This is a genomic window from Porphyromonas gingivalis ATCC 33277 (assembly GCF_000010505.1).
Lineage (GTDB): Bacteria > Bacteroidota > Bacteroidia > Bacteroidales > Porphyromonadaceae > Porphyromonas > Porphyromonas gingivalis.
The window spans coordinates 616,883-643,144 of record NC_010729.1 but is presented as its reverse complement, the minus strand read 5'-3'; the positions used below and the strand labels follow the sequence as shown (position 1 = coordinate 643,144).

Here is a 26,262-nt window from a genome sequence, read left to right as displayed (position 1 = left end):
GTCAGTTCGATCTAAGCGGAAATAGGAAAGTTAGGGTTTCTGATGATTTCAATATTGAGTTCAGGCTTTTTAGGCAGGATGTTGTAAGCGATGATACCGGAGATCAGGTTGGTGACAAAATTGTTGACACTGCGATGTCTCGTGTGCTCTATCTGACAGACATTTTTGAGCATATCATTGACCGTTTCGATCAAGGCTCTCTTTCTCAATAAAACTTTGTCATATAGATGCATCAGGGAGTTCTTCATGTTCTTTTTGATTTTGGTTATCATGTGGATGTCATCGACAAAGAGCCGGTCAAAAAGGTTTTGGGAAATGTAGCCTCTATCGGCAATGAGTTTGCCAAAAAGATTCTTGGTGAATGTTCCGTCTTTCAGAGGTTCTCTGTCATCACAATTGCCCGGTGTGATTTGATAGTTGATGATTTCACCCCTGTCGTTGATAACAATATGTAGCTTGAATCCATAAAACCAACCCATGGTGCTTTTGCCTTTTTGAGCCCATCCCCTCATTGTCCTATGCCCATGAGCTCGTTTGATATGACAAGCCTTCAGTGGGGTGGAATCGATGAAAGAGATGCCTGTACATTGACCCAAACAACACATATTGAGAAATGCTATCAGCTTGAAACCTACCCTGCTTTGCAGCTCCACAAAGCGATTATAAGAGACAAGATGTGGGAACTCGGATCGACAAGAATGGGTGATGTATTGAAGATAAAAAGCTTTCAAATCTCGGTATCTTGACAGATGAAACAGGATCAGGATGGTCATGACCTCACTGTCCGACATCTTAAACTTTCTATTCCTGCGTTTTTTGTCTGCCTCTTCGAGGGTCTTTTTCTTGATTGCTTCATCAAAAAGCTTGGAGAAATCATCTATGATGCAAAAAACATCAACTATATTTGTCTTCATAAAGTAGCGTTTTGTTTGTTCGTATCTTATTGATTGTCAACAGCTAAGATACAAATAATTCGCTACTTTTTCAAGCATAATGCCCACGTTCTTTGGGCGTTTACCACTAATCAGAAAACAAATCCATTGGCTTTTTCTTACGTCGAACTGACGTTACTTTATGATGTAGATAAAACCGGGCTTGAGAGTTCTTCCAAACATAAAAAACAGTTGGCAGAATACGGCGTAAAACGCCTTCTATTACCACTTTCAGGAACAAAAGAAGAGAAAGATATATCCGATTATTTCAGGCTTGGGAATAACCGTGAATCGTTTCTGAAACTCTTCCTTGATTTTTTAGATACTCTATACAGCGATACTATGACTATGCTGAAATCGTGCGAAATAGACTTTAATAATCCTCCGGCAAAAGCACAGGAAATCATATCTGCCGGGGATGTACCACTGGGTACACAAGGAAATATCCTTTGTATCACAGGCGGTGAAGGAACTGGGAAAAGCAACTATGTGGCAGCACTGGTGGCTGGGTCGATAAAACCGGAAAATGTTCGTATAGATACGTTGGGAATCCATGTATACGAAAACAGTCAAAATAAAGCTGTTCTGCTGTATGATACAGAACAGTCCGAAGTACAGCTGTTTAAGAATGTTTCCAACCTATTAAAGCGGGCAAAACAAGCAGAAAAGCCGGAAGAGTTGAAAGCCTTCTGTCTTACCGGGATGTCCCGCAAAGAACGTTTACAGGCTATTGTACAAAGCATGGATAAGTTTCATTATCAATATGGCGGTATCCAGTTGGTTGTAATAGATGGTATTGCCGATTTGGTACATTCCGCCAATGATGAAGCCGAAAGTTTGCGGGTTGTCGATGAACTCTACCGATTGGCTGGAATATATCAGACCTGTATTGTTTGTGTATTGCACTATGTTCCGAACGGATTAAAGCTTCGTGGGCACTTGGGGTCGGAACTGCAACGTAAAGCGGCTGCGATTCTTTCCATTGAGTTGGATAATGATCCGACTATATCAGTCGTGAAGGCTCTGAAAGTTCGTGAAGGCAGTCCTTTGGATGTTCCGTTAATGCAGTTCACTTGGAACAAAGAAGTCGGAATGCACCTGTATCTTGGAGAAAAGCCCCGTGAAGAGAAAGAGAAACGGAAAGAAAAGGAACTGGTAAGCGTTACCCGTGAAGTTTTCGACCAACAAACATTTATCACTTATATAGATTTGTGCGAACAGATACAGCAAATTATGGATGTAAAGGAACGCACGGCGAAAAGCTATATCCGTTTTATGCGGGAGAAGGAAATTATCATCAAAGATCCTTCAAATCAGAGTTATTTTATCAAAGGTCATTTTTAATCGGTTATTGTCATGAATATAGATAGAGAAACATTCATCGCCTGGATGGAACGTATAATGGACAGGTTCGAAATGGCGGATAAGAAAATCGAACGATTGACAACCCAACGTAATTGCTTGGATGGTGAACAACTTTTAGATAATCAGGATTTGATGTTTCTCTTGAAAGTCAGCCTTCGCACACTTCAACGCTATCGAGCAAAGGGTATTCTACCTTACATCAAATTAGATGATGGAAGATGTTACTATAAGGCTTCGGATGTGCACAAACTGATTAGGGAACGATTTTAATTATACTCTTTCCTTCAAAATACAGTTTTAAGCATATCCACCACAAATAGATTCCATATTTCTCAATTTCAAAATGAGTTAGAAGTCCATGAGACAAATTATTCCTGAAATTGACATCTATCCCATTTTGTAGAAAGGATTCTATTTCATATAGTATTTCTTCGTCAATCACGCCTTGAAGCATCGGGAAAATTACACCTAAAGAAGGAGCCTCTTGACGTTTTTTCTCTAAAGTAGTTATGTTTCCCTTTGTGATTTCAGCAATATTATGCAAAGCATGCTCTAAATATGGCATTAGGATATGAGATGCACTTATAAAGTCTTTATTTAAGCCTGCGGCAATTCCTTTAGTCCAAAATATCAAGTTTTCTTCTTCTATATATACTGGTTTTTCCTTTTGCAAATAGAAATAGATAAAATCCTCTTCCGATTTTATATTTGACCATTGATGAAGATTGATATATGTCCATATTGCGTACAGCCTTTTTTGTCGAAAATAAATATGAGCTTCTGTTTTTAATGACTTCTCTGACTCTGCTACGCCTACGACATTTCCCTTTTTATCTAACTGATTGTGTCCAAACATAGAAGACACAGGGCTTGCCTTTCTCACTGCTGCTTCATAGGAACTGACTCCTTCCGAAGTCATGAAAGGAATTGAAAGCATCAGGTTAATTGTGTCAATAAAATTACCTATAGTGATTTTTGAAACGGATTTTTCTACACTTTTAATGAAATCATCAGAAAGTTCTATTTGAGTTTTAATACCGCAGAGAGAAAGCATATCCATAAAATCAGACTTTTCTTGTAGCAACTTACCTTTTATCCTTTCAAACTCTTCTGGTGCTTGATTTTTAATTTGAAAAATTTCATTATATGCATTTTGGTAAATATCAACTAAATTCGGATAAAAAGTATTCGGCTCTTTATTATTCACAGTGGCATCTGCTTCATTTTCAAAACATAAAGCCATTTCTTTATGAAACATCTGCTTACTTATTACTTTAAGTGAGTATTGGGCTTTTATATACTCTCTTTTTTCGGAATAATTACCGTCAATCAAGCTGTTTTTTTGACATTCAATATAATTGCATAATTTTTCAAGTTTTTCTACAGGGTATGATTTTTTTATAGAATCAACAACTCTCTGAATCCAAAATGGATGACTAAATTTATCGTTAATTGCAGATAAGATATCTTTCAAAAAATCATCAGTATTAAGAATCTTGATATCACGAACTGTAATTGAGCGGATTAAAAATTCAATCTCACCAAATAACTGATAAGCGACAAGATAATTATTTGATATTATTACTTTTATGAAACGTTTATCTTTCTCAAATCTACAAAGAACATCACTACAGCGTGATTTCACTTCTGCGTTTTCAGAATTGTTCCATTCGTGAAATAAAACAAGCTTCCGTTCTTCCTCTGTTAGGATTAAATCTTTAATTTGATTTGACTTGTGGAAATCCGTCAGATTTGTCATGCAAATTTTATGTAATAATTCAACAGCTTGTTTTTTATCCTCAGTCTCAAATCTATTAGGATGAAGAAAGCATAGCAATTTAGAACCATGCAAGTCTTTCGGAACTATAATTTTGTTTTTTACATCTGTACTCATTGTCTATTATTCTACATAAATAGCTTTTACGAAAAGCACACGGCGTCCCCACCGGGTGCTAACCACAAAAATCCTCAATTACGGATAGCATAAAATCTATTCATAATGGAATTTTCTGTGGTAAAGATACAGAATTTCAGATTATTTCCTTGATTTCCCTTTCTTTTCAGGGAAAACGAATACAACATTGAGCTGGTCGTCAAAAGCCAGTGAAGCATCGAAAGACTTCCTGGCTTTACTCTTGAAGCCTTTTATTAATCCGGTTTTCTTGGCTGTTACCAGTTCCATAACCTGTTTGTCGGATAGCTGCTTATCGCTTTTATTCCTGAAAACGATTAGCCCACAATCGGTATTATCACATTTGGCAACTTTCGGATACAGCATAATTTTACCTGTTTCGCATTTCGGACAGATTAAATCCAGCTGCGTTTTTAAGGTGAGCTGCATTCCTAACAGTTCGCTGGTTATTTGTGAAGCATAAACTTCGGTACTTTTATGGAAAGTATCGGGATTCATTTCCCCGCTTTCTATTTTGGAAAGGGCATTTTCCCACATCCCTGTCATTTCCACGTCTGCGATTTTCTTGTCCCGGACTATATCGTAAACCGCCAGTCCCTTTTCAGTCGGCACAAGGGCTTTCTTCTCCCTGACAATATATTGACGAGTAAAGAGAGTTTCGATAATCGCTGCCCGTATCGCTGGCGTACCGATACCGGAATCCTTCATGCTGGCTTTCAGTTCGACATCTTCCAGTTCTTTCCCTGCGTTCTCCATAGCCGATAGCAACAAACTTTCCGTATGCAACGGTTTGGGCTTAGTCTGCTTTTCCAGCAACTCAATATCGGAGAGAGCTAAATTATCACCTTCTTTTAATGCTGGCAAAACGGTATTTTTTTCGCCTTCTTCTTGGGTGTTGAAAACAGCCCGCCATCCGGCAGACTTTATTACTGTTCCTTTCACTGCAAAAATACTGTCGCCACTGGTGAGAGAAATTGAAGTAACTTCCTTGACACACTTTTGCGAAAAAGCTTCCAGCATCCTTCCGGCAACCAGTTCGTATATTGCTTGTTCATCCGCCTGTAAACTGCCGGGCTTATTCTCGGTTATAATCAATGCGTGATGGTCTGTAACTTTTTTATCATCCACTGTTCGACGGTTCAGATTACTACCTTTCATTGATTTTGCGTAGCCGGCAAACCGGTCGTAAGTATCCAGCAGGGAAATACGTTCCGGTATTTCATAGAAAACGTCCTGTGATATATAACGGCTTCCGGTTCGGGGGTATGAAATCAGCTTGCCTTCATAGAGTTTTTGTGCAATAGACAGCGTTTTATCTGCGGAGAAATTAAGTTTTGTATTGGCTCCCTTCTGCAAGGAGGTAAGGTCATACAAAAGCGGTGGTTCTTGGTTCACTTCCTTACATTCTACTGATTTAACCTGCACCTGACCGCTATCCTTTACTGTTTGCAGCTTGTCGATGGTAGGTTGCTGGCTATCGAATTTTTCTTCTGAAAGGGCTGAAAATTCGATGCTATCTTTCCCGGTTTGTAATTTCAGTTGCCAATACTTCTGTGGAACGAAGTTCTTGTTCTCAAGATAACGGGAACATATCATCGCCAGCGTGGGTGTCTGTACCCGTCCCAAAGAATACGTCCCCCGTCCGGCAGCTATACTTAACGCTTGGGAAGCATTAATACCGATAAGCCAATCTGCTTCGCTTCTTGCCTTTGCCGACCGGAAAAGGTTATCGTACATTGTCCCGTCCTTGAGATTCTGCAATCCTTCCCGGATGGCTTTATCCGTCAGGCTACTTATCCATAAGCAGACAAAAGGTTTCCGGCACTCAAGATATTGGTAGATGTACCTGAATATCAATTCACCTTCCCTTCCGGCATCAGTAGCAACGATAATTTTATCGCACTGGTCGAATACTTCTTTGATAACCTTGAGTTGCTTAACCGTTCCGCTATCGGGCTTATGTCCTTTGTCGGTTTTTACCTGACGGGGAATAAGCCGGAACGACTGCGGTAGTATGGGTAAATTTTCCCGACTGAAGTTTTCGATTCCGTAGGCATCAGGCATGGCAAGTCCTACCAAATGACCGAACGCCCAGGTAACGATGTATCCGTTACCTGAAATGTTCCCGTCATTCTTTTTTGTTGCACCCAGTACGGTGGCTATATCTCTTGCCACACTGGGTTTTTCTGCTATTACTGCTATCATTATATAATTGGATTTTTAGATAAATCCGGCTGCACTCGGCATAGCTCAAACAAGTTTGGCTCTGCGCTCGTTTACACGGCTTTTGTGGTTAATAATTATTTCATTTTGCGACCTTGCGACTTTTTAGGTTTGTCGGGCTTCTGTTCTTCTTTCTTTTCTTCCCGCTTTTTCTTCTGTTCCCCGGTAGGTGTAGCTTGTCCGGGCTTCAAAGGTTCTTTCGTATGCTTGGTCGCTTCGTTCGTTTTGCCTTCGGAATTGACCGCTACTTGTGTTTTATGTTCGTTGGCAGGGGTTATTTCTTTGGCTTTCTCTTTCACTTTATCAGGATTGAATTTGTAGAAATCCAGTTTTCCTTTTTCATGGTTTACCTTTACATAGGCGTTATATTCCTGACCTTCTTTATCTTTCAGCCCTTTTACATAGATGGTTTTATCTGCCCGCAAATCAGCCTGCTGTTTATCGGATAATTCCACTCCTGCAAGGAATTTGGGAATACGCACCCCTTCTGGCTGGTCGTTCCTCTGCTGTTGTCCCTGTTGTTGGGTTTGTTTTTGCTCTTTTTCAGGAAAGATAAATTCAAGGCTGCGTTTCTCCGCATTAACCTGAACGAAGGCAGAGAACGGCTTATTCTTGGCGGAAATCATATTTTCAAGGAATACCGCTTTACCTTCCATCAGGTCAGCTTTTTGTTTTTCATCCAGCTTAACGCCTTTTATTTCATCAGGGAGTTTGAGGGACGAAGCCTTCATGGATACCAGTTCATTGGTCTGTTTGTCGATACTGATAAAAGAAGGTATAAGTTCGCCTGTACGGTAGTTTTTTACATCAACAATCCTACCCATGTTTCCGGTTTCCCGAAGATTCTTTTTGTCTTCATCCGTAAACTGGTGTCCAAAAAACGGACGGTCAAGTTCCGGTCCTTTACGGGTGCCATGAATAGCCAATACCACATTCCCTTCACTGTCCGGACGGAACGAAAGACGGGCATCCGTTTTCATTACCATTGACCCGAAGTTGGCTTCAATCGGAAAGGTAGAAGGCGACTTATATCCCTGCAGCATAGGCTCCAAAGCCTTTGATTTTTCAAGCTGTTCTTTGGTGACACCCAGATTTTTCAGGTCGTCCCAGTTGATTTTGTTAGGGTCAATGAAATACTTATTTGTATCGGGCTTCTGTTCCTGTGTTGTGGATTCTTTCGGATTTTCCACTTTCAGGTCTTTAGGCTCGATACGGATTTTATCAAGCATTTCATCGGCAGCAGGTGTCGGGTTCTTGATATTCTCCTGAATGATTTTTACTGTCCGTTCGGTATCTTCGGGTGCTATTTTGAAGAAACTGAAACGGGTCGGGTCTTTTAGCTGGTTGAAAAAGTTCTTCAAGAAATTTTCAAGTGCGTTACCCTGCTTATCCACTTTCAGGAAATCGTTATTATGTTCCTGCTTCGGCGGAACGGTTTGCAGTTCCCCGTTTTCATCAATACCCTTTACGGCATTAATCGTTTTCTTTTCCTTGTCAAAGACAAGAAGAATGTCCATCATCTGTTCATCAGAGGCGGACTTGTTGTTTGAATTTACATCCATAACTTTTGATTTTTAAATGAATAAATATTTGATTATCAAATCAAAGGTATGGGATATAAAAAAATGCCACCCTGTTTTCAGGAAGGTGGCTGCAGATGGCGTTAGATGGCGTTAGATAGCTCACCTATATAATCTTCGTTCCCTCTTACACATAAATAGATTTCTCAATTTATCACAATATTTCATCACTCAGATTCTTTCGAAACATCTTTGAAGTTCAAAAATAGAGTTACATATTCCGATAATTGCTTACCAAGAATTCGTTGCATCTTTTTAAAATAGTCTTCTCGTATTAGTAACTCTACACCTTCAATTGTTGGTATTTCTTCTCTAATGCCAAAATCCCCATTACCAACGTAATTAGTTTTCCATTGATTATATTTTAATACAACTTCATCATTCTCATTTTTTGCGACAATTCCAGTCAAAAAGTCACTGATGACTATTCCTAGCCGTTCTAGTATTATTGGATTAAGCCAAAATAAATGATAATTCTCTAAAGGGTCGTACTGTATAAATTCAAATAACACTCCATGATCTGGTAAACAAAACGCATAATCATAAAGTGTTTCTAAAGCCAATGGAGTTGAATTATTAAAACCACCAAGACAAGTACCCCAAGTCCGATATTCTTTCAAATCAAAAAGTCTATCTCTTTTTTTTAATTCATTTTCGTAGTGAGCTAATCTTATCCATCCACTGTCATTCTTTATTGGATATTTTTCAGTTAAACTTTTTCCTTGTGATGGAAGAGTTAAATCTTTTGGCCGCAATGAAAATGATAAATTTTGAGCAATTAAAGCTTTAGTGTTAATCCTGAGAAAATCGTAGCAATCATCCTCTTCTTCTTTTTGTAATGTTCTTAAATCTTGATACAGGTCTGTGTTAATTCTTTGTAAGATGTAATCTGATGGATAGATATGTTTTACATACATTTCATAAGACCTATTTGCATATAGGTCTAATTTGTCTTTGTGTTTTGACAAATAAATGGTTTTGTGTTTGGCGACAACTGAAGTTACGTCTATCTCTATAGCATCTAACTTTTTTAATCTGTTATTAAAGGATAAAAACGTTTCTAAATCCTTTCGATTAATGGGGTATATCCCTGACTGAGACGGAAGTATAATAGGAAATGCTTTTTTATTTAAAAATCGTTCCAAAAGACAATCTATTAAGTAATATCTTTTAGGATAGATTTTTTCCAATTCAAAAGTAAAGTTTTTAATATATGCCGGATATAATTTATCGTATTCATAGAGAATATCTAATACACATAGTATAACCGATTCTTTAAAATATTCATGTTTGCAGAAAAACCACTTCAATGGTTTTATTAATTTGTTAGGCTCCTTATACAATAGTGTTGCAAATGCAGTGAGTGTATGTATAAGCCGCTCTGTTGTATAAGCTTTTGAACGAATTAGCATAATAGAAATTAATATTTCCTCCTGATTCATACCAAATTCATTTTCAAGCTCATGATTCCAATCTTTATTTTCGATAACAGGAATTTTATATTCGATACAATCAATGAGGTTTTTAACCGAATCGATTATGTTTTTTGAATCATATCCAGCTTCAACTAAGGCTGTTAATAAGTTGCATGCAAAATCCCGGTTTATTCCATTGAATATGATAGGAAGAAGCTCAAATAGATATTCGATGGATTTGTCTGCATCTATAGAATATGCTTCTTTAAATTTTTCTTTGAGATGAAAAATACTCCCATTACCACTAATCGTCCAGACGAATGCTAAAACGTTGAAGTAGATTTTTAATTCCTTATTTCTTTCGAATAATATACCCAGTTTTTCTAACGGAATGTCATCATCAAATCTGTAACGTGAATTTCCAATGACACAATCTTTGATTAGTTGCTTTGATTCTTCATCTATTTTTAAGTTGTCAAAGATATAGGTCAAGGAATGAAAGTCTGATTCTGACAGATTCCCTTTTTTAACGCAATTACCTATTTCAGACAATGACATATCTGAAAATTCTTTTGTCCGAAAGTTGTTTTTTTTCTCTGTTTGTATTTTGTTCCTTTGTGGAGTTTGTTTTTTTACTGGTTGGTATTCGATATTCAATAAAGAAAAATAGTTGTGCAATTTATCATTCAAGCTATCCGAATATTCAGAGCGACGTTCATTTTGAAGGCGAGTATAAATCTTTTTAGCAAAAAAGGAGTTTAAAAAAGGGGATTCATTTGCAATTTTCTCATTGATATTAATAGTGGTTTTGATGTAGGATTCATCATTTTCAACAATGAATGAGTTTGAAATGAATTGTTCTACAATAGGGTTTATACCGCCTTGTGTATGTTCTAACAAATTTTGCAGATTGTGTTCTAATATCCAATAGTACCGAGTTTTATAAAGTTGATTCATTAACCATACAGAGGCTTCGAACGAATCAATTTTCACGTATTCTTTAAACCAATATATGGGTAGCCATTTCGTATCTTTTCCGTCTGTATGATAAATTACGGATTCGGCCAACTCATATGTTCTTTGTAAGCTGTCTTTTGTTAATTCTGCGTCTAGTTGAGGTAAAAAAGATAAACATTCTACTGCCTCGAATAAGGTAATATCTCGTCTCCATGTATAGCTAACCATATACCGGGATCCTAAAAGAAAATATGCATCAGCATCGTCTTTTTTATTGGCTTTAAGGCAGAGCTTGCAAATAGAAAAGCAAAAATCCGAGAGATATGAAAAATATAAGGTTTCTTTATTAGCCTCATATATTTCGATAGCTTTTTCTAAAAGATATTCTGCATTTGATGGAATTGCTATTTCTTCAAATAATGCAAACAATTTATCTGTTCCTATTGGCCCTCCTATAGAACCTTGAAATGATGTGCCTGTTTTATAACTCACGTCTATAACCAGGTTTATAATATACTTCCATTCTTCTACAGAATTGACGAATCTTAACCCTTCTTTAATAGACTTATATATAACTGGTTGTATGTAATACAAATCACAAGTTCGAGGCTCTCCTTTAAATGGTTCTGTATCGTATATTAAATATGAAAAAGCCTCTTTAACCTCATCAAAAGTATAATCTGTCTTATTGTTGATTATTGTTATTTTTACACAGTAAATAAGCCAGTTATAGAACCAGTTTATGCCTGATAATTGTTTGGATATTTTTTCATATTCAATTTTATCTATTTCTTGAATGTTACATTGATTAATAAAATCAGCAACAATTTCAGTTTCTTTTTCAGAAAAGCCTTTGGATGTTTTAATCTGCTGTATTAAAGTATCAATGCCTTTGTGCTTGTCATCCTTTTTCTTAATACATATATTTGTAATAGAGGGTTCTGCCTTTAAAAGGTTCTTTTGGTATTCAGAATTTGAAATGGTTTCAAATTCATGTACAAAAATTTCTTCAAATGGTTTCAGCTTTTTTCTTACTACTTTTTTTGATATTTCAACTAATGCTTTGGTATCTTCCTGTGCAATGAAATATCTGACATAGTATTTAAAATCTTCAAGTTGAATTTTTTCACCTTTTTTAAAATAATCGAAATATAAATTCCAAGGTGCAAAAGCATTATGCCGTGAAGATATATAGCAAACCTGAAGCCCCTGTACAGGATTATCCAAAGTGGGTTCTCCCTCAAAAGTTAAGAAATTGGAAACGTATTCAAACCCTTTGGTCATTCCCATACATTCCATATAAGCATTGAATGAGCTCTCGTAGCTGTTTTCTACGCTACCAATAGTTTTGAATAATTCATTTACTATTATCATTAAACTAAAGTTTTGCAAATGGATGGCTGACTGAGCCATTATCTGAATGTTGCATTCTATCGACTTCCAAGGTTGTCCCCAAGAGACGCTGTTTACTATAAACTCTTTTGTAATATGTTGTTCTATTTCTTGGTATTGATGACAATTGTAGAAAAACTGTAAGCCATAACGGTACGCTTTTGTATATGAAAAAATATTTTTGCTTTTAAACCAATCAATTGTGGGCTTAAATACATTCTGCTCTATTGATACATTCTTATCTTTCAATATATCTAAAACATACCTTCGAAAACTTTCATGATAAATGATATAGCCATCCTGAGAAATATTAGTCTTTAGTATTGGAGAAAGTGCGGATAATGCTTCTTCTATAAAATCTCCTTCTCCTGTAATCTCCTTGAGCTCATTTTTTGAAAGGTAGAAATTAACACCGGAAAGTATTTTCGGTAAAGATTCCCGAGTGTTTAATTTTGTGAGGAGATATGTATAATACTCTTTCAAATTGTACGAGTATGCAGGAAGATTATTAATAAAGTTCTCTTCAATTTCGCCCGTTTTTTGCAATTCCTTAATGAGGTAGGTTAAATATAGAGGGTTACCTTCACTTTTGGCTAATAGTATCTGTGATAGCTCCTTTTCGTTTATAATGAAATTCTCTATATTGTGTTTTTTTAAGAGTGATATTATCTCCTGTTTTTTCCATTTTGGTATTTCAAATGAGTGAAAACCGGAAATATTATTCAACTTTGAAATAGGTTGAGAAGCTAATAATATTGAAACATTTTCCGTACACTCTATATTTTCAAGGATTTCTATTATTTCAATTTCATCTCTTGAGAGGTCGGTATAATTATGAAAGTTGTAAACCCTATCAATATGGTCTAACCCATCAATAATAATTATTGCAGGCTCGTCTATGTTTTGAATTAATAGATTTAATTCGGATAAGGTGCTTGCATATTTCTGTGTTTTCTTTTCTGAAAGATGAGGGAATACTTTTAAGATATCGAATATTAAATTTCCATAAAGCGTATTTTGTTTTATCCGTTCTTTTTGTAATTGGTCTTTTAAATCTGTATAGCAAAAATGTTTTACTATGTGTACCCCATTTTTTTGAGCAGTTGTCATGAAATTATTAACCAACCACGATTTTCCGCTACCCGGCTCTCCCCAAAGTACTACTTTCTTGTGGCCTTGGATTTCATGTATCAAATTATTGATAGTCCTTTTTGTTATTACATTTTTTTGTTTATCAATAGGAAAATTCTGCTCAATTGCTCCGTAGTCCGTTTTAATATTGAATGAAATGAATATAGATTGCGTATGAATGTTATGTCCTTTACTTCTGGCTTCTTTTACTTTTAGAATAAGCCGTGCTACAAAATTTTTTACTGTAATATGATGATTGGGAAACGTTCCGATACCCAATAATTCTGCCTGCTGAAACACTACAGTTTCTAATTCTCCCGGAGAATCAATATTCAGGCTAAATTTTGGGAAATTGGTTTCTATATATAAATGCATGCAGAATTCAGCAAAATCATTCCTATTTATATTTTGAGAAGACTCCCGAAATCTTTTCCACTTTGCTAAAGGCTTTTTGCCTACTGGCCAAAGTTTATCTATATTGATTTGAAATAATCGGGTTGGATGGGAAATAAATGTTTTATTTCCGCTTTGCTCCGATAGTATTTGAACTAAATCATCTGTTGGTTCATTCCATGCCAGGCATAATCGTACTTCATTATTTTTATTTCGAAGCCATGAGTGGTATAAATCGTCAATTGCCAGTTGGTAACTACTATTCGCCGAAATATCCTTTTTTTGTAATGTATGGGCATTACTATATTTAATTTGTTTTTTTAGAATTATTCCAGACCTTTCAATAGTTAAATCATCAAAGGCATCATCAGGATTTAGCTTTCTGTCAATTATGAAATTGGCATTATTTCCGTTCAGTATCTCTGATAGAATATAATAGACAGTTAGTAAATCTTGATATTCATATCCTTCATGTGCTGCGTTTAGACTCATTTCTACATTTGCTATATAATTGATAGCAAAGATACTGATTTCTTCTATGATCGTATCCTAAAAGACTCTCTAGTTACCAACATTTTACTATTCTTCCCTCTTCACCAAATGCTGTAACTCCCGGTCATCCTTAATGCGCTCCATTTCATCAATGACAATCTGTTTTACATCCTGCTTTATCCGGTCATAATTAAGTTGGATTTGTTCTTTCATCAGGTCGTTGCCATCTGCATCCCGGAAGTCAATAATTTCCGGTATCTTTTCATAGCGGGCTGTTTCACGTTTTACCTTTTCGTTATCCACCACAATTTCAGCATGGAAAATCTTTTGGTCTATTCGTTCATCAAAATTATCACTGACTGCACCCACAAACATTCCCTGGGTAAGATTGGATATTTTACTGGCAGGTATCAAGCTATCCATCTGCGTACTGATTGAGGTTGATTTATCCTGACGGTTGATTGTCATAGACTGGCGTTTCTGCAAAACTTTCCCGAATCGGTCTGACAATGTTTTTGCTGTTTCTCCTACAACCTGACCGCTAAAAATATTTCCAACTGTATTTTGGATTACTTTACTTTCTTTATCGCCATAATCCCTTGTTAGTTGGCTGTAATCCTGAAAACCCAAACAGACTGCTACTTTATTGGAACGGGCGGTGGCTATCAGGTTATCCAACCCCCTAAAGTAAATCGTGGGTAGTTCGTCTATAATAACTGAACTTTTAAGTTGTCCCTTCTTGTTAATAAGTTTCACTATACGACTGTTGTACAGTCCCAAAGCGGCGGAATAAATATTCTGCCTATCGGGATTGTTGCCGACACAAAGTACCTTCGGTTCGTTCGGGTTGTTAATATCCAGCGTAAAATCATCACCCGTCATTACCCAGTATAATGCCGGGCTTATCATTCTCGATAGCGGTATCTTAGCCGATGCGATTTGCCCCTGTAACTGGTCTTGGGCTTGTATTCTTTCAATGCCAAATACGCCAATGAGCCGGAAATGCTGAATATAGAAATGAAAGATTTCCTTGAGAATGAAAGTATAACCGATTATTCCCATACCCGGATGAACATTTACTTCCGTGAACTGGGTAATGAATCGCCGTTGCTGGTGAAACTGATAATGCAATCCATCTATAAAAACAATGACCGAGAGATACGCCACTTGGGATGCAAGCGTTTCGGGATACAATTTTTAATCAAGGGAATTTACGTGCATAACGGGATGTTCTATTTCCATACACAGGTGAAGAACTCTTCCAATGTTCCGTTTGATACGGACTTCATTAAATTTAAGGTGGTCGATAAGAAGGTGACAAAGCGCACTGCCATTCAGGAATCGGTACTTTATCCCGTCCGCAGTTTTAACGAAGTGATTACCATAGGAGACCTTTGCAAAATAAGGAGGTGGAGGGAAGAGGAGTTCTTCGCATAAAAGAAGCGAGGGAAAGGGGTGGCAGTAAGGAGTGAAAGTAGTTGTAAATCCCCCCTTTGAGGAGCTACTTGTACGAGCTCCTCAAGGGGGGTTATGCCTTATCCTACGGATGAGGACATAATTATCCCCGGCGTTCTGTATAAATTAAAGGCGATGCTTTCAAGAATGTTTTGAGTATGGGTCTTGGCAAGTCCCCGGTATCGACATCGTCCGCCATGAAACCACCGCCGAATACTGCCAAAGGTGCGTTCGATGGTGCTCCGTATCGGACCGATTGCTTTGTTTCCTTGCTTCTCTTCCTCGGTCAATGCCCTGTTGCGTTGTGCCTTGTGCATAATGCCGTCTTGAAGGTGATGGGTTTGCAGGTAGGAACGATTTTCCCCGCAAGCATATCCTTTGTCCGCCAAGACGGCTGTGCCTTGAGGTATGTTTGCACCCTGCAATAGCGGAATAAACTCCTTCGTGTCACTGCGGTTCGCTGCTGTCGTTATCACCTTTTGAACAATGCCTTGAACATTGGCCGGACAATGCTTTTTGTATCCGTAGTGATAACGCTTTTGTTTGTACACCCAACGGGCTTCTTCATCCGTCCCTTTACGCCGGCGGACAACCTGTTTTTGATAATCCTCCTCTGCCTCTTTTTCCGCCTCGCTCCGATTGTCTTCTCTGTCGTCTGCGACTTCAATCGTAATGCTTCCGTTGGGTTTATGCGGCGTCTCCACAAGGCTTGCATCCACAAGCACCCCTTCCCTGACCGAAATGTGATGGCGCGAAAGTTGTTTGTTAAACTGCGCCAATAGTTTGTCCATGAGACCCAACTCTGTCAGTGCCGAACGAAATCGACTGATGGTGCTGTGGTCGGGAGATACCTCTTCCATCTTCAGTCCCAAGAATCGGGAAAAGGTGATTGAATCATTGATGCGCTCCTCCAGAGCACAATCACTGAGGTTGTACCATGTCTCCAAAAGCAACATCTTGAATAAGAGAATCACGTCATAAGCCGGGGCGCCGATGGCATTTTGTCGCTTCGTGTATTTCTTGTTGATCAGCGTCCTGATCGGACGCCAATCGATAAGCGTGTCAACCTGATTGAGGAAGTCGTTTTGTGCTTTGCGATAACGCTTTGAAAGGAGTGCGTCTGCAAATGTTACATGCTCATCGGTATTCTTGGATTGGTATGCCATGGGAGGAATATTATGCTGTTTTTAATGCTCAAATATACAAAATAACTCCCTATTATACAATGAATTAATAAACAAAATACACACCTATCGCCGTGCAAAGGTCTCATAATGATGCTTTAATGTCTTCCAGTAACTTATTAAGCTGTGCACAAGACTTCCCGGTTGCTTTCCCTGCTTTTACATTCCAATTATCAGGTAGAATGCTTTGTTTTGTACTAAATTGGCTGATTTTTCCGTCAACGGTAACTCTTGCCATAATTGTTACCTCTCCGTTACGCTTTTCCGAACCTTTTTTTAGGTAAAAAAGGACTTTGAATGTACTCTTCATAATCTCACTTTTTAATGTTACAAAACCACTATTAATGTGTTAATTGTGAGACATATACAGACTGTACAAATTTGGACAGCAAGAGGTCATTTTTGGACAAATCGTTACCGTTTTTGTCCGGAACGGAATCGGTAACGATTTAGGCACAAATTTGTGTCTTTTGGGGGCTTTTTTCTGTCTTTCGTACAGGACAAAACACAAACAAAAAAGCCTACAAGTCATTAACTTGTAGGCTTTTGTCCGTTTATTGTCTGTTTTTGTCCAGACCTATCAGCGGAGAGAGAGGGATTCGAACCCCCGGTACCTTTCAGTACGGCGGTTTTCAAGACCGCTGTAATCGACCACTCTACCATCTCTCCTAATCAAGAAATACATGAGGCATCTCTTAATGACGGTGCAAATATAAGAATATTTTCTAAATGGACAATGCAGCAGGACGATCGCGTTCAGGGGTGACGCATTAAAATTGTATTGTGATTAGTTGTTGTGGCTTCATTCGAGCCAGTTTCTTTTGGATGCGAGGGATTGAGGACTTCATATTCGTTTTTAGAGACCTTTGCACGGCGATTAGTGTATATTTTGTCTGTTAATTCATTGTATAATAGGGAGTTATTTTGTATATTTGAGTAGTAAAAACAGCATAATATTCCTCCCATGGCATACCAATTCAAGAATACCGATGAGCATGTAACATTTGCAGACGCACTCCTTTCAAAGCGTTATCGCAAAGCACAAAACGACTTCCTCAATCAGGTTGACACGCTTATCGATTGGCGTCCGATCAGGACGCTGATCAACAAGAAATACACGAAGCGACAAAATGCCATCGGCGCACCGGCTTATGACGTGATTCTCTTATTCAAGATGTTGCTTTTGGAGACATGGTACAACCTCAGTGATTGTGCTTTGGAGGAGCGCATCAATGATTCAATCACCTTTTCCCGATTCTTGGGACTGAAGATGGAAGAGGTATCTCCCGACCACAGCACCATCAGTCGATTTCGTTCGGCACTGACAGAGTTGGGTCTCATGGACAAACTGTTGGCGCAGTTTAACAAACAACTTTCGCGCCATCACATTTCGGTCAGGGAAGGGGTGCTTGTCGATGCAAGCCTTGTGGAGACGCCACATAAACCCAACGGAACCATTACGATTGAAGTCGCAGACGACAGAGAAGACAATCGGAGCGAGGAGGAAAAAGAGGCAGAGGAGGATTATCAAAAACAGGTTGTCCGTCAGCGTAAAGGGACGGATGAAGAAGCCCGTTGGGTTTACAAACAAAAGCGTTATCACTACGGATACAAAAAGCATTGTCTGACCAATGTTCAAGGCATTGTTCAAAAGGTGATAACGACTGCAGCGAACCGCAGTGACACGAAGGAGTTTATTCCGCTATTGCAGGGTGCAAACATACCTCAAGGCACAGCCGTCTTGGCGGACAAAGGATATGCTTGCGGGGAAAATCGTTCCTACCTGCAAACCCATCACCTTCAAGACGGCATTATGCACAAGGCACAACGCAACAGGGCATTGACCGAGGAAGAGAAGCAACGAAACAAAGCAATCAGTCCGATACGGAGCACCATCGAACGCACCTTTGGCAGTATTCGCCGGTGGTTTCATGGCGGACATGTCGATACCGGGGACTTGCCAAGACCCATACTCAAAACATTCTTGAAAGCATCGCCTTTAATTTATACAGAACGCCGGGGATAATTATGTCCTCATCTGTAGGATAAGGTATAACCCCCCTTGAGGAGCTCGTGCAAGTAGCTCCTCAAAGGGGGGATTTACAACTACTTTCACTCCTTACTGCCACCCCTTTCACTCGCTCCTTTTATGCGAAGAACTCCTCTTCCCTCCACCTCCTTATTTTGCAAAGGTCTCCTATTGTTTCATTTTACTGTCCGGAGGCCCGGGTCGGATATTGATATTCATAATCTTGGGCAGGATAATTGTTACCCCCAACTCCATTATCTCTATAAACCTTCGGCCGATCTCAAGAGCAATCCGGTCTCGTTCTTCCATTGCAGGATTCGAAAACACGTCTCTGGGATTCAGTCCCAAAAGTTCACAGTACCGGTCGAAAAGCTCCATGCTTAAATATTTATTTCCGGCTTCGATCCGACAGACTGCAGTGGTACTAACATTCAGTGAAGCAGCAACATACTGTAAAGAATAGCCTTTTCTGTTCCGCTCCTGTTTGAGTCTTAATCCTACGTTCTGCATAACAATGTAAAGTTAGTTGCACCCCGGCAGCTTCCATTACTTTTATTACACATCTTTTTTCGCTTTCCGTAAAGAATTTTGCGTAGGATGCAATGGTTTTTATAATATACGTCTCTATATCTAAAATGAGACTAAAGTATAAGCCGTTGCGTTCAATGGAAAATATTTAACATCATTGCAATTTGTTATGATTTTTCAATACATATGCAGGAGAACCTCATTATCTGCTATGATTATATTTTAGAGGCTTGAAGAATGATACAAAAAACAGGAAGAAAAAAGGGAATTATGTTATCCGATAAAATTGGCTTACGTAGAGATTGAATGACTAAAAAACAACTAAAATCAGGATAATACAGATACAGGTTCCGTTAGTGCAAGTGCAAGCTCCCCTTTATATATAGGGGGCTTGCACTTGCACTAAAAATGTAACCCAAAATTTTTTTCAATTATTTATTTCACATAAAGTTTGGCTTAGGTTCAAAAAAGTAATACCTTTGTACCTGAAATTTGAGTAATGAGGTTTCGTCTATACATAGCCTGAAAATAACTACTCTGTGGTTCCGTTTTGGTTGCAATAGACAAATGCCATTCATTAAACAGTTGGAAATAAGGTTGTTGATACGGGTTGGTTCATATCCCGTACACACCGCTGGAACAATTAAGTTAGTCTGAAAGAAGTCTGAAGAGCAAAATGAATTTCCTTTGCTTCTTTATCTAAGGACATCAAAAAAATGCCGTCTGAGCATCGTCTGAAGATAATCTGTCTTTGGTTTCATTTTGGTTACATAAGCAAAGACTTCCTTTTAAGGAACTGAAAATAAAAAGGATACAATGGATGGTTCTTTTCCCGTCCATACCGCTAATAGGTCTCAAAGCGATGTCACATAGGATGTCAATTAGGCCTTCATATTCAAGATGAATCGCTGTAAAATCAAGGTTTTACAGCGATTTCTTTTTTATTCCCCTTGTTCTTTGACCGCTTATCTCTATGTTTTGACAGTCATCATTCGGTCATTTTCCGACACAATTACTGCTATAACTGCAGACCAGTTCTCAAAAGTGTAGTAGTGACCGGATGATGACTCCCTGTTTAAAAGCATGGATTCCCCTCTATTTCAATCTATCATGTAGATTTTCGGCATATTGCTACAGAAAAGAACGAGTAATGCCCCTTTGTAGATCCCCCAAGAGAATCCCCCCCGAATCTCGCCCAAGCTCTATCGCAAAATGACTCCCCGCCAGAGGGCGGATTTAGCGGCTGTCAACCGAAAGTCGTCTTAAAGAGTAAGGTGTGTAAACCCATAATGGACTTTAGAGAAATTTCTGTAATTTTAATCTCGAAATTAACCTCCCCGAGTGTCAACTTTTTTCAGTACACGTCATATATACTACCCTTAGGGATCGACCCTACAGGATTTTTCTCGCTCGAGAAAATATAGTCGCATACCATATTATATACTATTTTTGCGGAGAAATTGGGGTATTTTGGCCTTTTGGGAAACAATGACAGGCCACCGATCCCCTGAAACGGATCCGTCGATGATCAAAACCACCGCCGGCCGGAAGAGGGTGTCAGTCTCCCATTCTTTCTCTGAGATATAGCAATAAGAATGTCACAAAAGAACAAGAAGCGGTCTTCTGCCTTTTTCCATTCAAGGTTTTTGGCCATTATGAGTATTGCCGTTGTCCTCTTCCTTCTGGGGACTATCGGCATCATTGAGTTTGTCGGCAGAGGAATAGGCAATTCCGTGAGAGAAGACCTCTCCTTCAATCTGCTCTTATCCTCCGACATGGATGAAACGCAGGCACAAGAGCTACAGCGACAGATAGCGGCCACACCCTTCGTCAAAGATGTCAGCTATATCTCTGCCGATCAAGCACTCGAAGAGATGAAAAAAGAATTGGGCGAAGACGATCCGGCCAAGATGCTCGGCTATAATCCCCTGCAAGCGGAAATGTGCGTTCACCTCAAAGCCCAATACACCCATCCGGACAGTCTGAAAACCATAGACTCTGCCATCCGCACATGGAATGGAGTGGACAATCTGGAATACAGGGCGGATATGTTCGACATAGTACACCGCAATACACGCCGTATCGGTCTCGTTCTGCTCGCTCTATCAGCCTTGCTCCTTCTGATCAGCTACATACAGATCAACAACACCACCCGTTTGTTGATCTATTCGAAGCGATTCAGCATCCGTACCATGACGCTGGTGGGTGCCACGCCTCGCTTTATCCGTAAGCCTTTCGTTCGCTACAGTATGCTCAATGGACTCGTGGCAGCTTTGCTCGCCATACTACTCCTCGGTATAGCCCTCTATGCAACTGATGAATACGCATTCAACAGGAGTTTACGCCCCTTCTTAACGATGGAAAACCTCCTGACCATAGCCGGAGGCATGTTACTTGTGGGCATACTGATCTCTGCCTTTTCGGCACGTGCTGCAACGAACAAATATATCCGCATGGATGGAGGCAAAATGCACCTCGTATAAGGCAAGGAATATTGACAAACCAACTAAGACAATCAAACAGCATACTATGCTTTTCGGGAAAAAGAACTTTATCTTGATGGGGGTGTCCGCTATCCTCATCATTCTGGGCTTCATATTGATGTCAGGGGGAGGATCAGCCGACCAAGTAAGCTTCAATCCGGATATTTTCAGTGCCAAACGCATACAGATAGCACCGTGGGTGAGCATGGCCGGCTTCGTACTGATGGTATATGCCATCATGGTATCGCCGGATAAAAAAGACAATCGCAAGTAACTCTCCGGCGAGGGTCCTTCTGCCGATCAGACCGCAAACCGCACGTTGTGGGGGAGTAATTCTATGCCTGATCCGAGAAGGATGTACCTCCCTTCCTGCATGATAATATGACCATTCTACAAGCCATCGTTTTAGCCATAGTCGAAGGGCTGACCGAGTTTCTTCCGGTTTCTTCCACCGGACACATGATTATCGCCGAAGGCATAATGGGGGTGGAAAGCACTTCTTTTGTCAGAGCCTTCACCGTGATGATACAGTTCGGTGCCATCCTATCCGTTCTGGTGCTGTACCGGAAACGTTTCTTTTGTTTTCCCGTGGCTCCACGAGCTTTAGGGCAAGGCAAAGGGAAAGAATTTATGAGTCGCTTCGATCTCTATTGGAAGCTATTGATAGCACTAGTTCCGGCCGTTATCTTGGGATTCCTGTTCGAAGATTGGGTAGATAGAATGCTGGGCAGCGTCTGGGTAGTGGCCGTCGTATTATTCCTCGGTGGTATTTTCATGCTGTTTGTCGATAAGCTCTTCGCCTCATCGGACAGAGGAGAAATCACATACCCCAAAGCGTTCGTTATAGGGTTGTTCCAATGTCTGGCCATATTCCTACCCGGACTCTCACGCTCCATGGCTACCATAGTCGGCGGTCAGCAACAAAAACTGAGTCGTAAGGCTGCTGCGGAGTTTTCCTTCTTTCTGGCTGTACCTACGATGCTCGGTGCCACCCTGCTAAAGGCCTATAAACTCTACAAGGAAGGCGGAATAGAAATTTTCAGAGAACACATGATCGTGCTCCTCGTGGGCAATATCGTGGCCTTCATCGTAGCACTGGCCGCGATCAAGTTCTTTATCGGATTCCTCACCCGATATGGCTTCAAGGCATTCGGCTATTATCGTATCTTGGTTGGCGGTCTGCTTATCGTATTGATGCTCTCAGGGGTATCCTTAGCTGTCTGAATCGGAAAAATGAAACAAATAGATCGTCCGCTCCACCTGCGCGAGGGAGAAGTACTATACTTCGACAAACCTCTCACATGGACTTCGTTCGACTTGGTCAATAAATTCCGCTATCGGGCTTGTCGTCGGATGGGTATCAAGAAGCTGCGCGTAGGGCATGCCGGCACATTGGATCCGTTGGCATCGGGCGTGATGATCCTGTGCACAGGACGTGCCACGAAGCAAATCGATGTGCTGCAGGCCGGCACGAAAGAGTACATTGCCACCATCAGACTGGGTGCTACGACATCGAGTTTCGACAAGGAAACGGAACCGGATGCTTTCTTCCCGTACGAACATATCACGCGCCAATCGGTTCTGGACATACTACCTCGATTCACGGGAACGATAGAACAGGTACCGCCCATATTCTCTGCCGTTCGCGTGAACGGGAAACGCGCATACGATTTGGCTCGAAAGGGGAAAGAGGTGGAGATGAAAACCCGTACGTTGCAGATCGACGAGATCGAACTACTGGAGTATGCCCTACCCCTCATCACGCTACGGATCGTATGCGGCAAAGGCACTTATATACGTGCCCTGGCTCGTGACATTGCCACAGCCCTCGAATCGGGAGGACATTTGGAGGCATTGCGCAGGACAAGAGTAGGCAATGCGCGTATCGAAGACTGCCTTTCGATGGATGAGTTGGAACAATGGTTCGACCGTCTTGGTTTTGCTTATGAACCGGAGTTCGAACAAAAAGAGGACAATCCGTCTTCCACACCTACAAATAAAAATAACTAACGGCAACATATATCGCTATGAAATTATCCAAGTTCAAATTCAATCTTCCGGAGGAACTGATTGCATTAGAGCCGACCAAGTTCCGCGACGAATCGCGAATGATGGTCGTACATCGTCGTACAGGAGAAATCGAACATCGCGTTTTCAAGGACATTCTGGAGTATTTCGACAAGGGTGACACCTTCGTCTTCAACAATACCCGTGTTTTTCCCGCCCGTCTCTATGGTAATAAAGAGAAAACCGGTGCTCAGATCGAAGTTTTCCTCCTGCGTGAACTGAATGAACGACTGAAGCTGTGGGATGTCCTCGTGGATCCGGCCCGCAAAATACGCATAGGCAATAAGCTCTATTTCGGCAATGATGAAGAGCTGGTGGCAGAGGTGATAGACAATACGACCTCCAGAGGACGTACGCTGCGCTTCCTGTACGATGGCTCTCATGACGAATTCAAGGAACTGCTTTTCCAATTGGGACAGACTCCTCTGCCGAAGTACATCGATCGGGACGTGAACAAAGAGGATCCGGAGAGGTATCAAAGCATATTTGCCGAAGTGGAAGGCGCCGTGGTGGCACCTGCTGCCAGTCTTCATTTCAGCCGCGAGCTGATGAAACGACTGGAGATCAAGGACTGCCATTTCTCTTACATAACGGTACACCACGCTTTGGGAGCTTATCGCGACATCGATGTAGAAGATCTGACCAAGCACAAAATGGATAGCGAGGAGATGTATATCACGGAGGAGTCGTGCATAAACATCAACCGTTCATGGGATGAAGAAAAGAAGATCTGCGCCGTAGGAACTTCCATTCTTCGTGCTTTGGAAACAGCTGTAAGCACAGATGGTCATCTCAAGCCGTTCGAAGGTTGGACCAATCGCTTCATCTTTCCTCCATACGAGTTCCATCTGCCTTCTGCTTTGGTTACGAACTTCCATATGCCGCTCTCTACCCTACTGATGATGACGGCCGCTTTCGGAGGACATGAGCTGATTATGAATACATACGACCTCGCTGTAAAAGAAAAGTATCGTTTCGGTGCTTATGGCGATGCCATGCTCATCATCGATTGAGTATGGCCATAGTGTATCTTTCTTTGGGCAGCAACTTAGGCGATCGACATAGTTTGTTGTCTGCAGCATTGGAGATGCTACAAACGAGGGTGGGCAGACTGCTCACCCTTTCTCGGTTCTACGAAACCGAGCCGTGGGGATTCGAATCGCCCCATCCTTTCCTCAATGCGGTGGTGGCTTTGCGATCGGAACTCAAACCACAGGACATTCTGCACATCACACAAGCCATCGAAAGGGAATTGGGTCGTACACAAAAAAGCAATGGAGGGGTCTATCATGATCGTCCGATCGATATAGACATTCTATTGCATTCCGTATACCCGAAAGTACAGTCACCTGAGCTGGAACTGCCCCACCCACAAATGTGGCAACGGGATTTTGTGCGTATGCCGCTATCGGACGTAGCTCCTTGGCTGCATCCGGAGGCTCCGACTCCGAACCTCTGACTAATGAAAGAAATGAATGTAAACGACTTCGAGATAATGGCTCCCGTCGGTTCGTACGAATCGCTTATGGCAGCCATCAAGGCGGGAGCAGATTCCGTTTACTTCGGGATTGAAGGACTGAATATGCGCGCCCGATCTGCTAACAACTTCACCACAGAAGATCTGTACAAAATAGCAGAGATTTGCAGAGATAAAGGCGTAAAGAGCTATTTAACGGTGAATACCGTCATATACGACGAGGACATAGCACTCATGCGCTCCGTCATCGATGCGGCACAAAAGGCACAAATATCTGCCATTATAGCTTCCGACGTGGCTGCGATGACGTATGCCAACGAGATCGGAGTAGAAGTGCATCTGTCCACTCAGCTCAATATCAGCAATGCGGAAGCCCTACGCTTTTATTCGCGCTTTGCCGATGTGGTCGTATTGGCAAGAGAGCTGAATATGGATCAGGTACGTACAATCCACGAGACCATCGTCAGGGACAATATCTGTGGACCTAAAGGCCATCCCGTACGTATAGAGATGTTCGCTCACGGCGCTCTGTGTATGGCCGTTTCGGGCAAGTGCTATCTAAGCCTGCACGAACACAACAGCTCCGCCAACAGAGGAGCCTGTGCGCAGATCTGCAGGAGGGGCTACACCGTCAAGGACAAGGATAGCGGTCTGGAACTGGACATTGAGAACCAATACATCATGTCGCCGAAGGATCTGAAGACTATTCATTTCATCAATAAGATGATGGATGCCGGCGTACGAGTATTCAAGATAGAAGGAAGGGCACGTGGCCCCGAATACGTCTATACGGTCTGCCGCTGCTACAAAGAAGCGATCGAAGCCTACTGCAACGGCACCTATGATGAAGAGTCCATAGGCCGGTGGGACGAACAATTGGCTACGGTATTCAACCGAGGCTTTTGGGATGGCTACTACCTCGGACAACGGCTCGGTGAATGGACACATCGTTACGGCTCAGGAGCTACGCGACAGAAAATATATGTAGGCAAGGGAATCAAATACTTCAGCCGTCTCGGTGTGGCTGAATTCGAGATAGAGTCCGGCGAACTGCATATAGGCGATGAGATTGTGATCACCGGCCCTACTACAGGTGTGATCATCCAAAAGGTGGAAGAGATCCGATACGAACTGCAAACCGTGGAAAAGGCGACAAAGGGACAACGCATTTCCATTCCGGTAAAGGAGAAAGTGCGTCCGTCGGACAAGCTCTACCGGTTCGACAAAAGAGAAGAATAAGATGTAGG

15 protein-coding genes, 1 tRNA gene and 6 pseudogenes are annotated in these 26,262 nt (G+C 40.8%); 12 read left to right on the top strand and 10 right to left on the bottom strand.

The window, feature by feature from the left end; all coding sequences use genetic code 11:
• Nucleotides 1-11: 11 nt before the first annotated feature.
• Nucleotides 12-914: an IS982-like element IS195 family transposase gene (locus tag PGN_RS02785; protein ID WP_012457521.1), complete on the bottom strand. Its 903-nt coding sequence runs from the start codon at nucleotides 912-914 to the stop codon at nucleotides 12-14.
• A 150-nt stretch (nucleotides 915-1,064) separates the two neighbouring features.
• Here PGN_RS02785 and PGN_RS02780 point away from each other — a divergent pair.
• Nucleotides 1,065-2,276 (top strand): annotated as a pseudogene (locus tag PGN_RS02780) (AAA family ATPase); the annotation flags it as partial.
• Nucleotides 2,277-2,288: 12 nt separating this feature from the next.
• Nucleotides 2,289-2,567 (top strand): helix-turn-helix domain-containing protein, encoded by a 279-nt coding sequence (locus PGN_RS02775; protein WP_039417024.1) that lies wholly within the window; start codon nucleotides 2,289-2,291, stop codon nucleotides 2,565-2,567.
• Here PGN_RS02775 and PGN_RS02770 read toward each other — a convergent pair.
• The 5 genes and pseudogenes from PGN_RS02770 to PGN_RS02750 form a co-directional block, all read right to left on the bottom strand.
• The gene (locus tag PGN_RS02770; protein ID WP_012457619.1) at nucleotides 2,551-4,191 is read right to left on the bottom strand and encodes a hypothetical protein; all 1,641 of its coding nucleotides are present in this window, start codon (nucleotides 4,189-4,191) and stop codon (nucleotides 2,551-2,553) included. The two genes, PGN_RS02775 and PGN_RS02770, sit on opposite strands and share 17 nt — an antisense overlap.
• A 141-nt stretch (nucleotides 4,192-4,332) precedes the next feature.
• Nucleotides 4,333-6,414, bottom strand: coding sequence for a type IA DNA topoisomerase (locus tag PGN_RS02765; protein WP_012457618.1), 2,082 nt, complete (start codon nucleotides 6,412-6,414; stop codon nucleotides 4,333-4,335).
• 95 nt (nucleotides 6,415-6,509) lie between these two features.
• On the bottom strand, nucleotides 6,510-7,994 hold the full coding sequence (locus PGN_RS02760) for a DUF3945 domain-containing protein (RefSeq protein WP_012457617.1): 1,485 nt from the start codon (nucleotides 7,992-7,994) through the stop codon (nucleotides 6,510-6,512).
• A gap of 185 nt (nucleotides 7,995-8,179) precedes the next feature.
• Entirely contained in the window at nucleotides 8,180-13,792 is a 5,613-nt protein-coding gene (locus tag PGN_RS02755; protein ID WP_012457616.1) for an ATP-binding protein, read from the bottom strand.
• An 87-nt stretch (nucleotides 13,793-13,879) separates the two neighbouring features.
• Nucleotides 13,880-14,755 (bottom strand): annotated as a pseudogene (locus tag PGN_RS02750) (TraM recognition domain-containing protein); the annotation flags it as partial.
• Nucleotides 14,756-14,758: 3 nt separating this feature from the next.
• Here PGN_RS02750 and traN point away from each other — a divergent pair.
• A pseudogene (traN, locus tag PGN_RS02745) lies at nucleotides 14,759-15,199 on the top strand (conjugative transposon protein TraN); the annotation flags it as partial.
• 128 nt (nucleotides 15,200-15,327) lie between these two features.
• Here traN and PGN_RS02740 read toward each other — a convergent pair.
• The 3 genes and pseudogenes from PGN_RS02740 to PGN_RS02730 form a co-directional block, all read right to left on the bottom strand.
• A complete protein-coding gene (locus PGN_RS02740) occupies nucleotides 15,328-16,413 on the bottom strand; it encodes an IS5-like element ISPg8 family transposase (protein WP_012457613.1) in 1,086 nt (361 codons plus the stop codon).
• Between the two features lie 106 nt (nucleotides 16,414-16,519).
• Nucleotides 16,520-16,741 (bottom strand): annotated as a pseudogene (locus PGN_RS02735) (Arm DNA-binding domain-containing protein); the annotation flags it as partial.
• A gap of 274 nt (nucleotides 16,742-17,015) precedes the next feature.
• Nucleotides 17,016-17,100, bottom strand: a tRNA-Ser gene (locus PGN_RS02730).
• Nucleotides 17,101-17,395: 295 nt separating this feature from the next.
• Here PGN_RS02730 and PGN_RS02725 point away from each other — a divergent pair.
• Both PGN_RS02725 and PGN_RS12325 read left to right on the top strand, forming a co-directional pair.
• Nucleotides 17,396-18,480, top strand: a pseudogene (locus PGN_RS02725) (IS5 family transposase).
• A gap of 24 nt (nucleotides 18,481-18,504) precedes the next feature.
• Nucleotides 18,505-18,631, top strand: a pseudogene (locus PGN_RS12325) (DNA methylase); the annotation flags it as partial.
• Here PGN_RS12325 and PGN_RS02720 read toward each other — a convergent pair.
• Entirely contained in the window at nucleotides 18,629-18,970 is a 342-nt protein-coding gene (locus PGN_RS02720) for a helix-turn-helix domain-containing protein (protein WP_012457610.1), read from the bottom strand. The pseudogene PGN_RS12325 and the gene PGN_RS02720 sit on opposite strands and share 3 nt — an antisense overlap.
• Before the next feature lie 1,673 nt (nucleotides 18,971-20,643).
• Here PGN_RS02720 and PGN_RS02715 point away from each other — a divergent pair.
• The 7 genes from PGN_RS02715 to PGN_RS02685 all read left to right on the top strand — a co-directional run bounded on the left by PGN_RS02715 (nucleotide 20,644) and on the right by PGN_RS02685 (nucleotide 26,254).
• Nucleotides 20,644-21,471 (top strand): cell division protein FtsX, encoded by an 828-nt coding sequence (locus tag PGN_RS02715; RefSeq protein WP_004585370.1) that lies wholly within the window; start codon nucleotides 20,644-20,646, stop codon nucleotides 21,469-21,471.
• A gap of 46 nt (nucleotides 21,472-21,517) precedes the next feature.
• Nucleotides 21,518-21,745, top strand: coding sequence for a DUF3098 domain-containing protein (locus PGN_RS02710; protein ID WP_005874556.1), 228 nt, complete (start codon nucleotides 21,518-21,520; stop codon nucleotides 21,743-21,745).
• Nucleotides 21,746-21,852: 107 nt separating this feature from the next.
• The gene (locus tag PGN_RS02705) at nucleotides 21,853-22,695 is read left to right on the top strand and encodes an undecaprenyl-diphosphate phosphatase (protein WP_012457608.1); all 843 of its coding nucleotides are present in this window, start codon (nucleotides 21,853-21,855) and stop codon (nucleotides 22,693-22,695) included.
• A gap of 9 nt (nucleotides 22,696-22,704) precedes the next feature.
• Nucleotides 22,705-23,481 (top strand): tRNA pseudouridine(55) synthase TruB, encoded by a 777-nt coding sequence (truB, locus tag PGN_RS02700; protein WP_012457607.1) that lies wholly within the window; start codon nucleotides 22,705-22,707, stop codon nucleotides 23,479-23,481.
• Nucleotides 23,482-23,498: 17 nt separating this feature from the next.
• Nucleotides 23,499-24,551: a tRNA preQ1(34) S-adenosylmethionine ribosyltransferase-isomerase QueA gene (gene queA / locus PGN_RS02695; RefSeq protein WP_012457606.1), complete on the top strand. Its 1,053-nt coding sequence runs from the start codon at nucleotides 23,499-23,501 to the stop codon at nucleotides 24,549-24,551.
• A gap of 2 nt (nucleotides 24,552-24,553) precedes the next feature.
• Complete coding sequence (folK, locus tag PGN_RS02690) at nucleotides 24,554-24,997, top strand: 2-amino-4-hydroxy-6-hydroxymethyldihydropteridine diphosphokinase (RefSeq protein WP_004585365.1); 444 nt, start codon at nucleotides 24,554-24,556, stop codon at nucleotides 24,995-24,997.
• 12 nt (nucleotides 24,998-25,009) lie between these two features.
• Nucleotides 25,010-26,254 carry a U32 family peptidase gene (locus PGN_RS02685; protein WP_039416961.1) on the top strand — a complete coding sequence of 415 codons (1,245 nt, stop codon included), beginning with the start codon at nucleotides 25,010-25,012 and terminating at the stop codon, nucleotides 26,252-26,254.
• Nucleotides 26,255-26,262: the final 8 nt, after the last annotated feature.

What these genes read in the sequence shown, in the direction of transcription:
- PGN_RS02785 (WP_012457521.1), bottom strand. Translation starts at nt 914, where the DNA reads ATGAAGACAAATATAGTTGATGTTTTTTGCATCATAGATGATTTCTCC.
- PGN_RS02775 (WP_039417024.1), top strand. Translation starts at nt 2,289, where the DNA reads ATGAATATAGATAGAGAAACATTCATCGCCTGGATGGAACGTATAATG.
- PGN_RS02770 (WP_012457619.1), bottom strand. Translation starts at nt 4,191, where the DNA reads ATGAGTACAGATGTAAAAAACAAAATTATAGTTCCGAAAGACTTGCAT.
- PGN_RS02765 (WP_012457618.1), bottom strand. Translation starts at nt 6,414, where the DNA reads ATGATAGCAGTAATAGCAGAAAAACCCAGTGTGGCAAGAGATATAGCC.
- PGN_RS02760 (WP_012457617.1), bottom strand. Translation starts at nt 7,994, where the DNA reads ATGGATGTAAATTCAAACAACAAGTCCGCCTCTGATGAACAGATGATG.
- PGN_RS02755 (WP_012457616.1), bottom strand. Translation starts at nt 13,792, where the DNA reads ATGAGTCTAAACGCAGCACATGAAGGATATGAATATCAAGATTTACTA.
- PGN_RS02740 (WP_012457613.1), bottom strand. Translation starts at nt 16,413, where the DNA reads ATGGCATACCAATCCAAGAATACCGATGAGCATGTAACATTTGCAGAC.
- PGN_RS02720 (WP_012457610.1), bottom strand. Translation starts at nt 18,970, where the DNA reads ATGCAGAACGTAGGATTAAGACTCAAACAGGAGCGGAACAGAAAAGGC.
- PGN_RS02715 (WP_004585370.1), top strand. Translation starts at nt 20,644, where the DNA reads ATGAGTATTGCCGTTGTCCTCTTCCTTCTGGGGACTATCGGCATCATT.
- PGN_RS02710 (WP_005874556.1), top strand. Translation starts at nt 21,518, where the DNA reads ATGCTTTTCGGGAAAAAGAACTTTATCTTGATGGGGGTGTCCGCTATC.
- PGN_RS02705 (WP_012457608.1), top strand. Translation starts at nt 21,853, where the DNA reads ATGACCATTCTACAAGCCATCGTTTTAGCCATAGTCGAAGGGCTGACC.
- truB (WP_012457607.1), top strand. Translation starts at nt 22,705, where the DNA reads ATGAAACAAATAGATCGTCCGCTCCACCTGCGCGAGGGAGAAGTACTA.
- queA (WP_012457606.1), top strand. Translation starts at nt 23,499, where the DNA reads ATGAAATTATCCAAGTTCAAATTCAATCTTCCGGAGGAACTGATTGCA.
- folK (WP_004585365.1), top strand. Translation starts at nt 24,554, where the DNA reads ATGGCCATAGTGTATCTTTCTTTGGGCAGCAACTTAGGCGATCGACAT.
- PGN_RS02685 (WP_039416961.1), top strand. Translation starts at nt 25,010, where the DNA reads ATGAATGTAAACGACTTCGAGATAATGGCTCCCGTCGGTTCGTACGAA.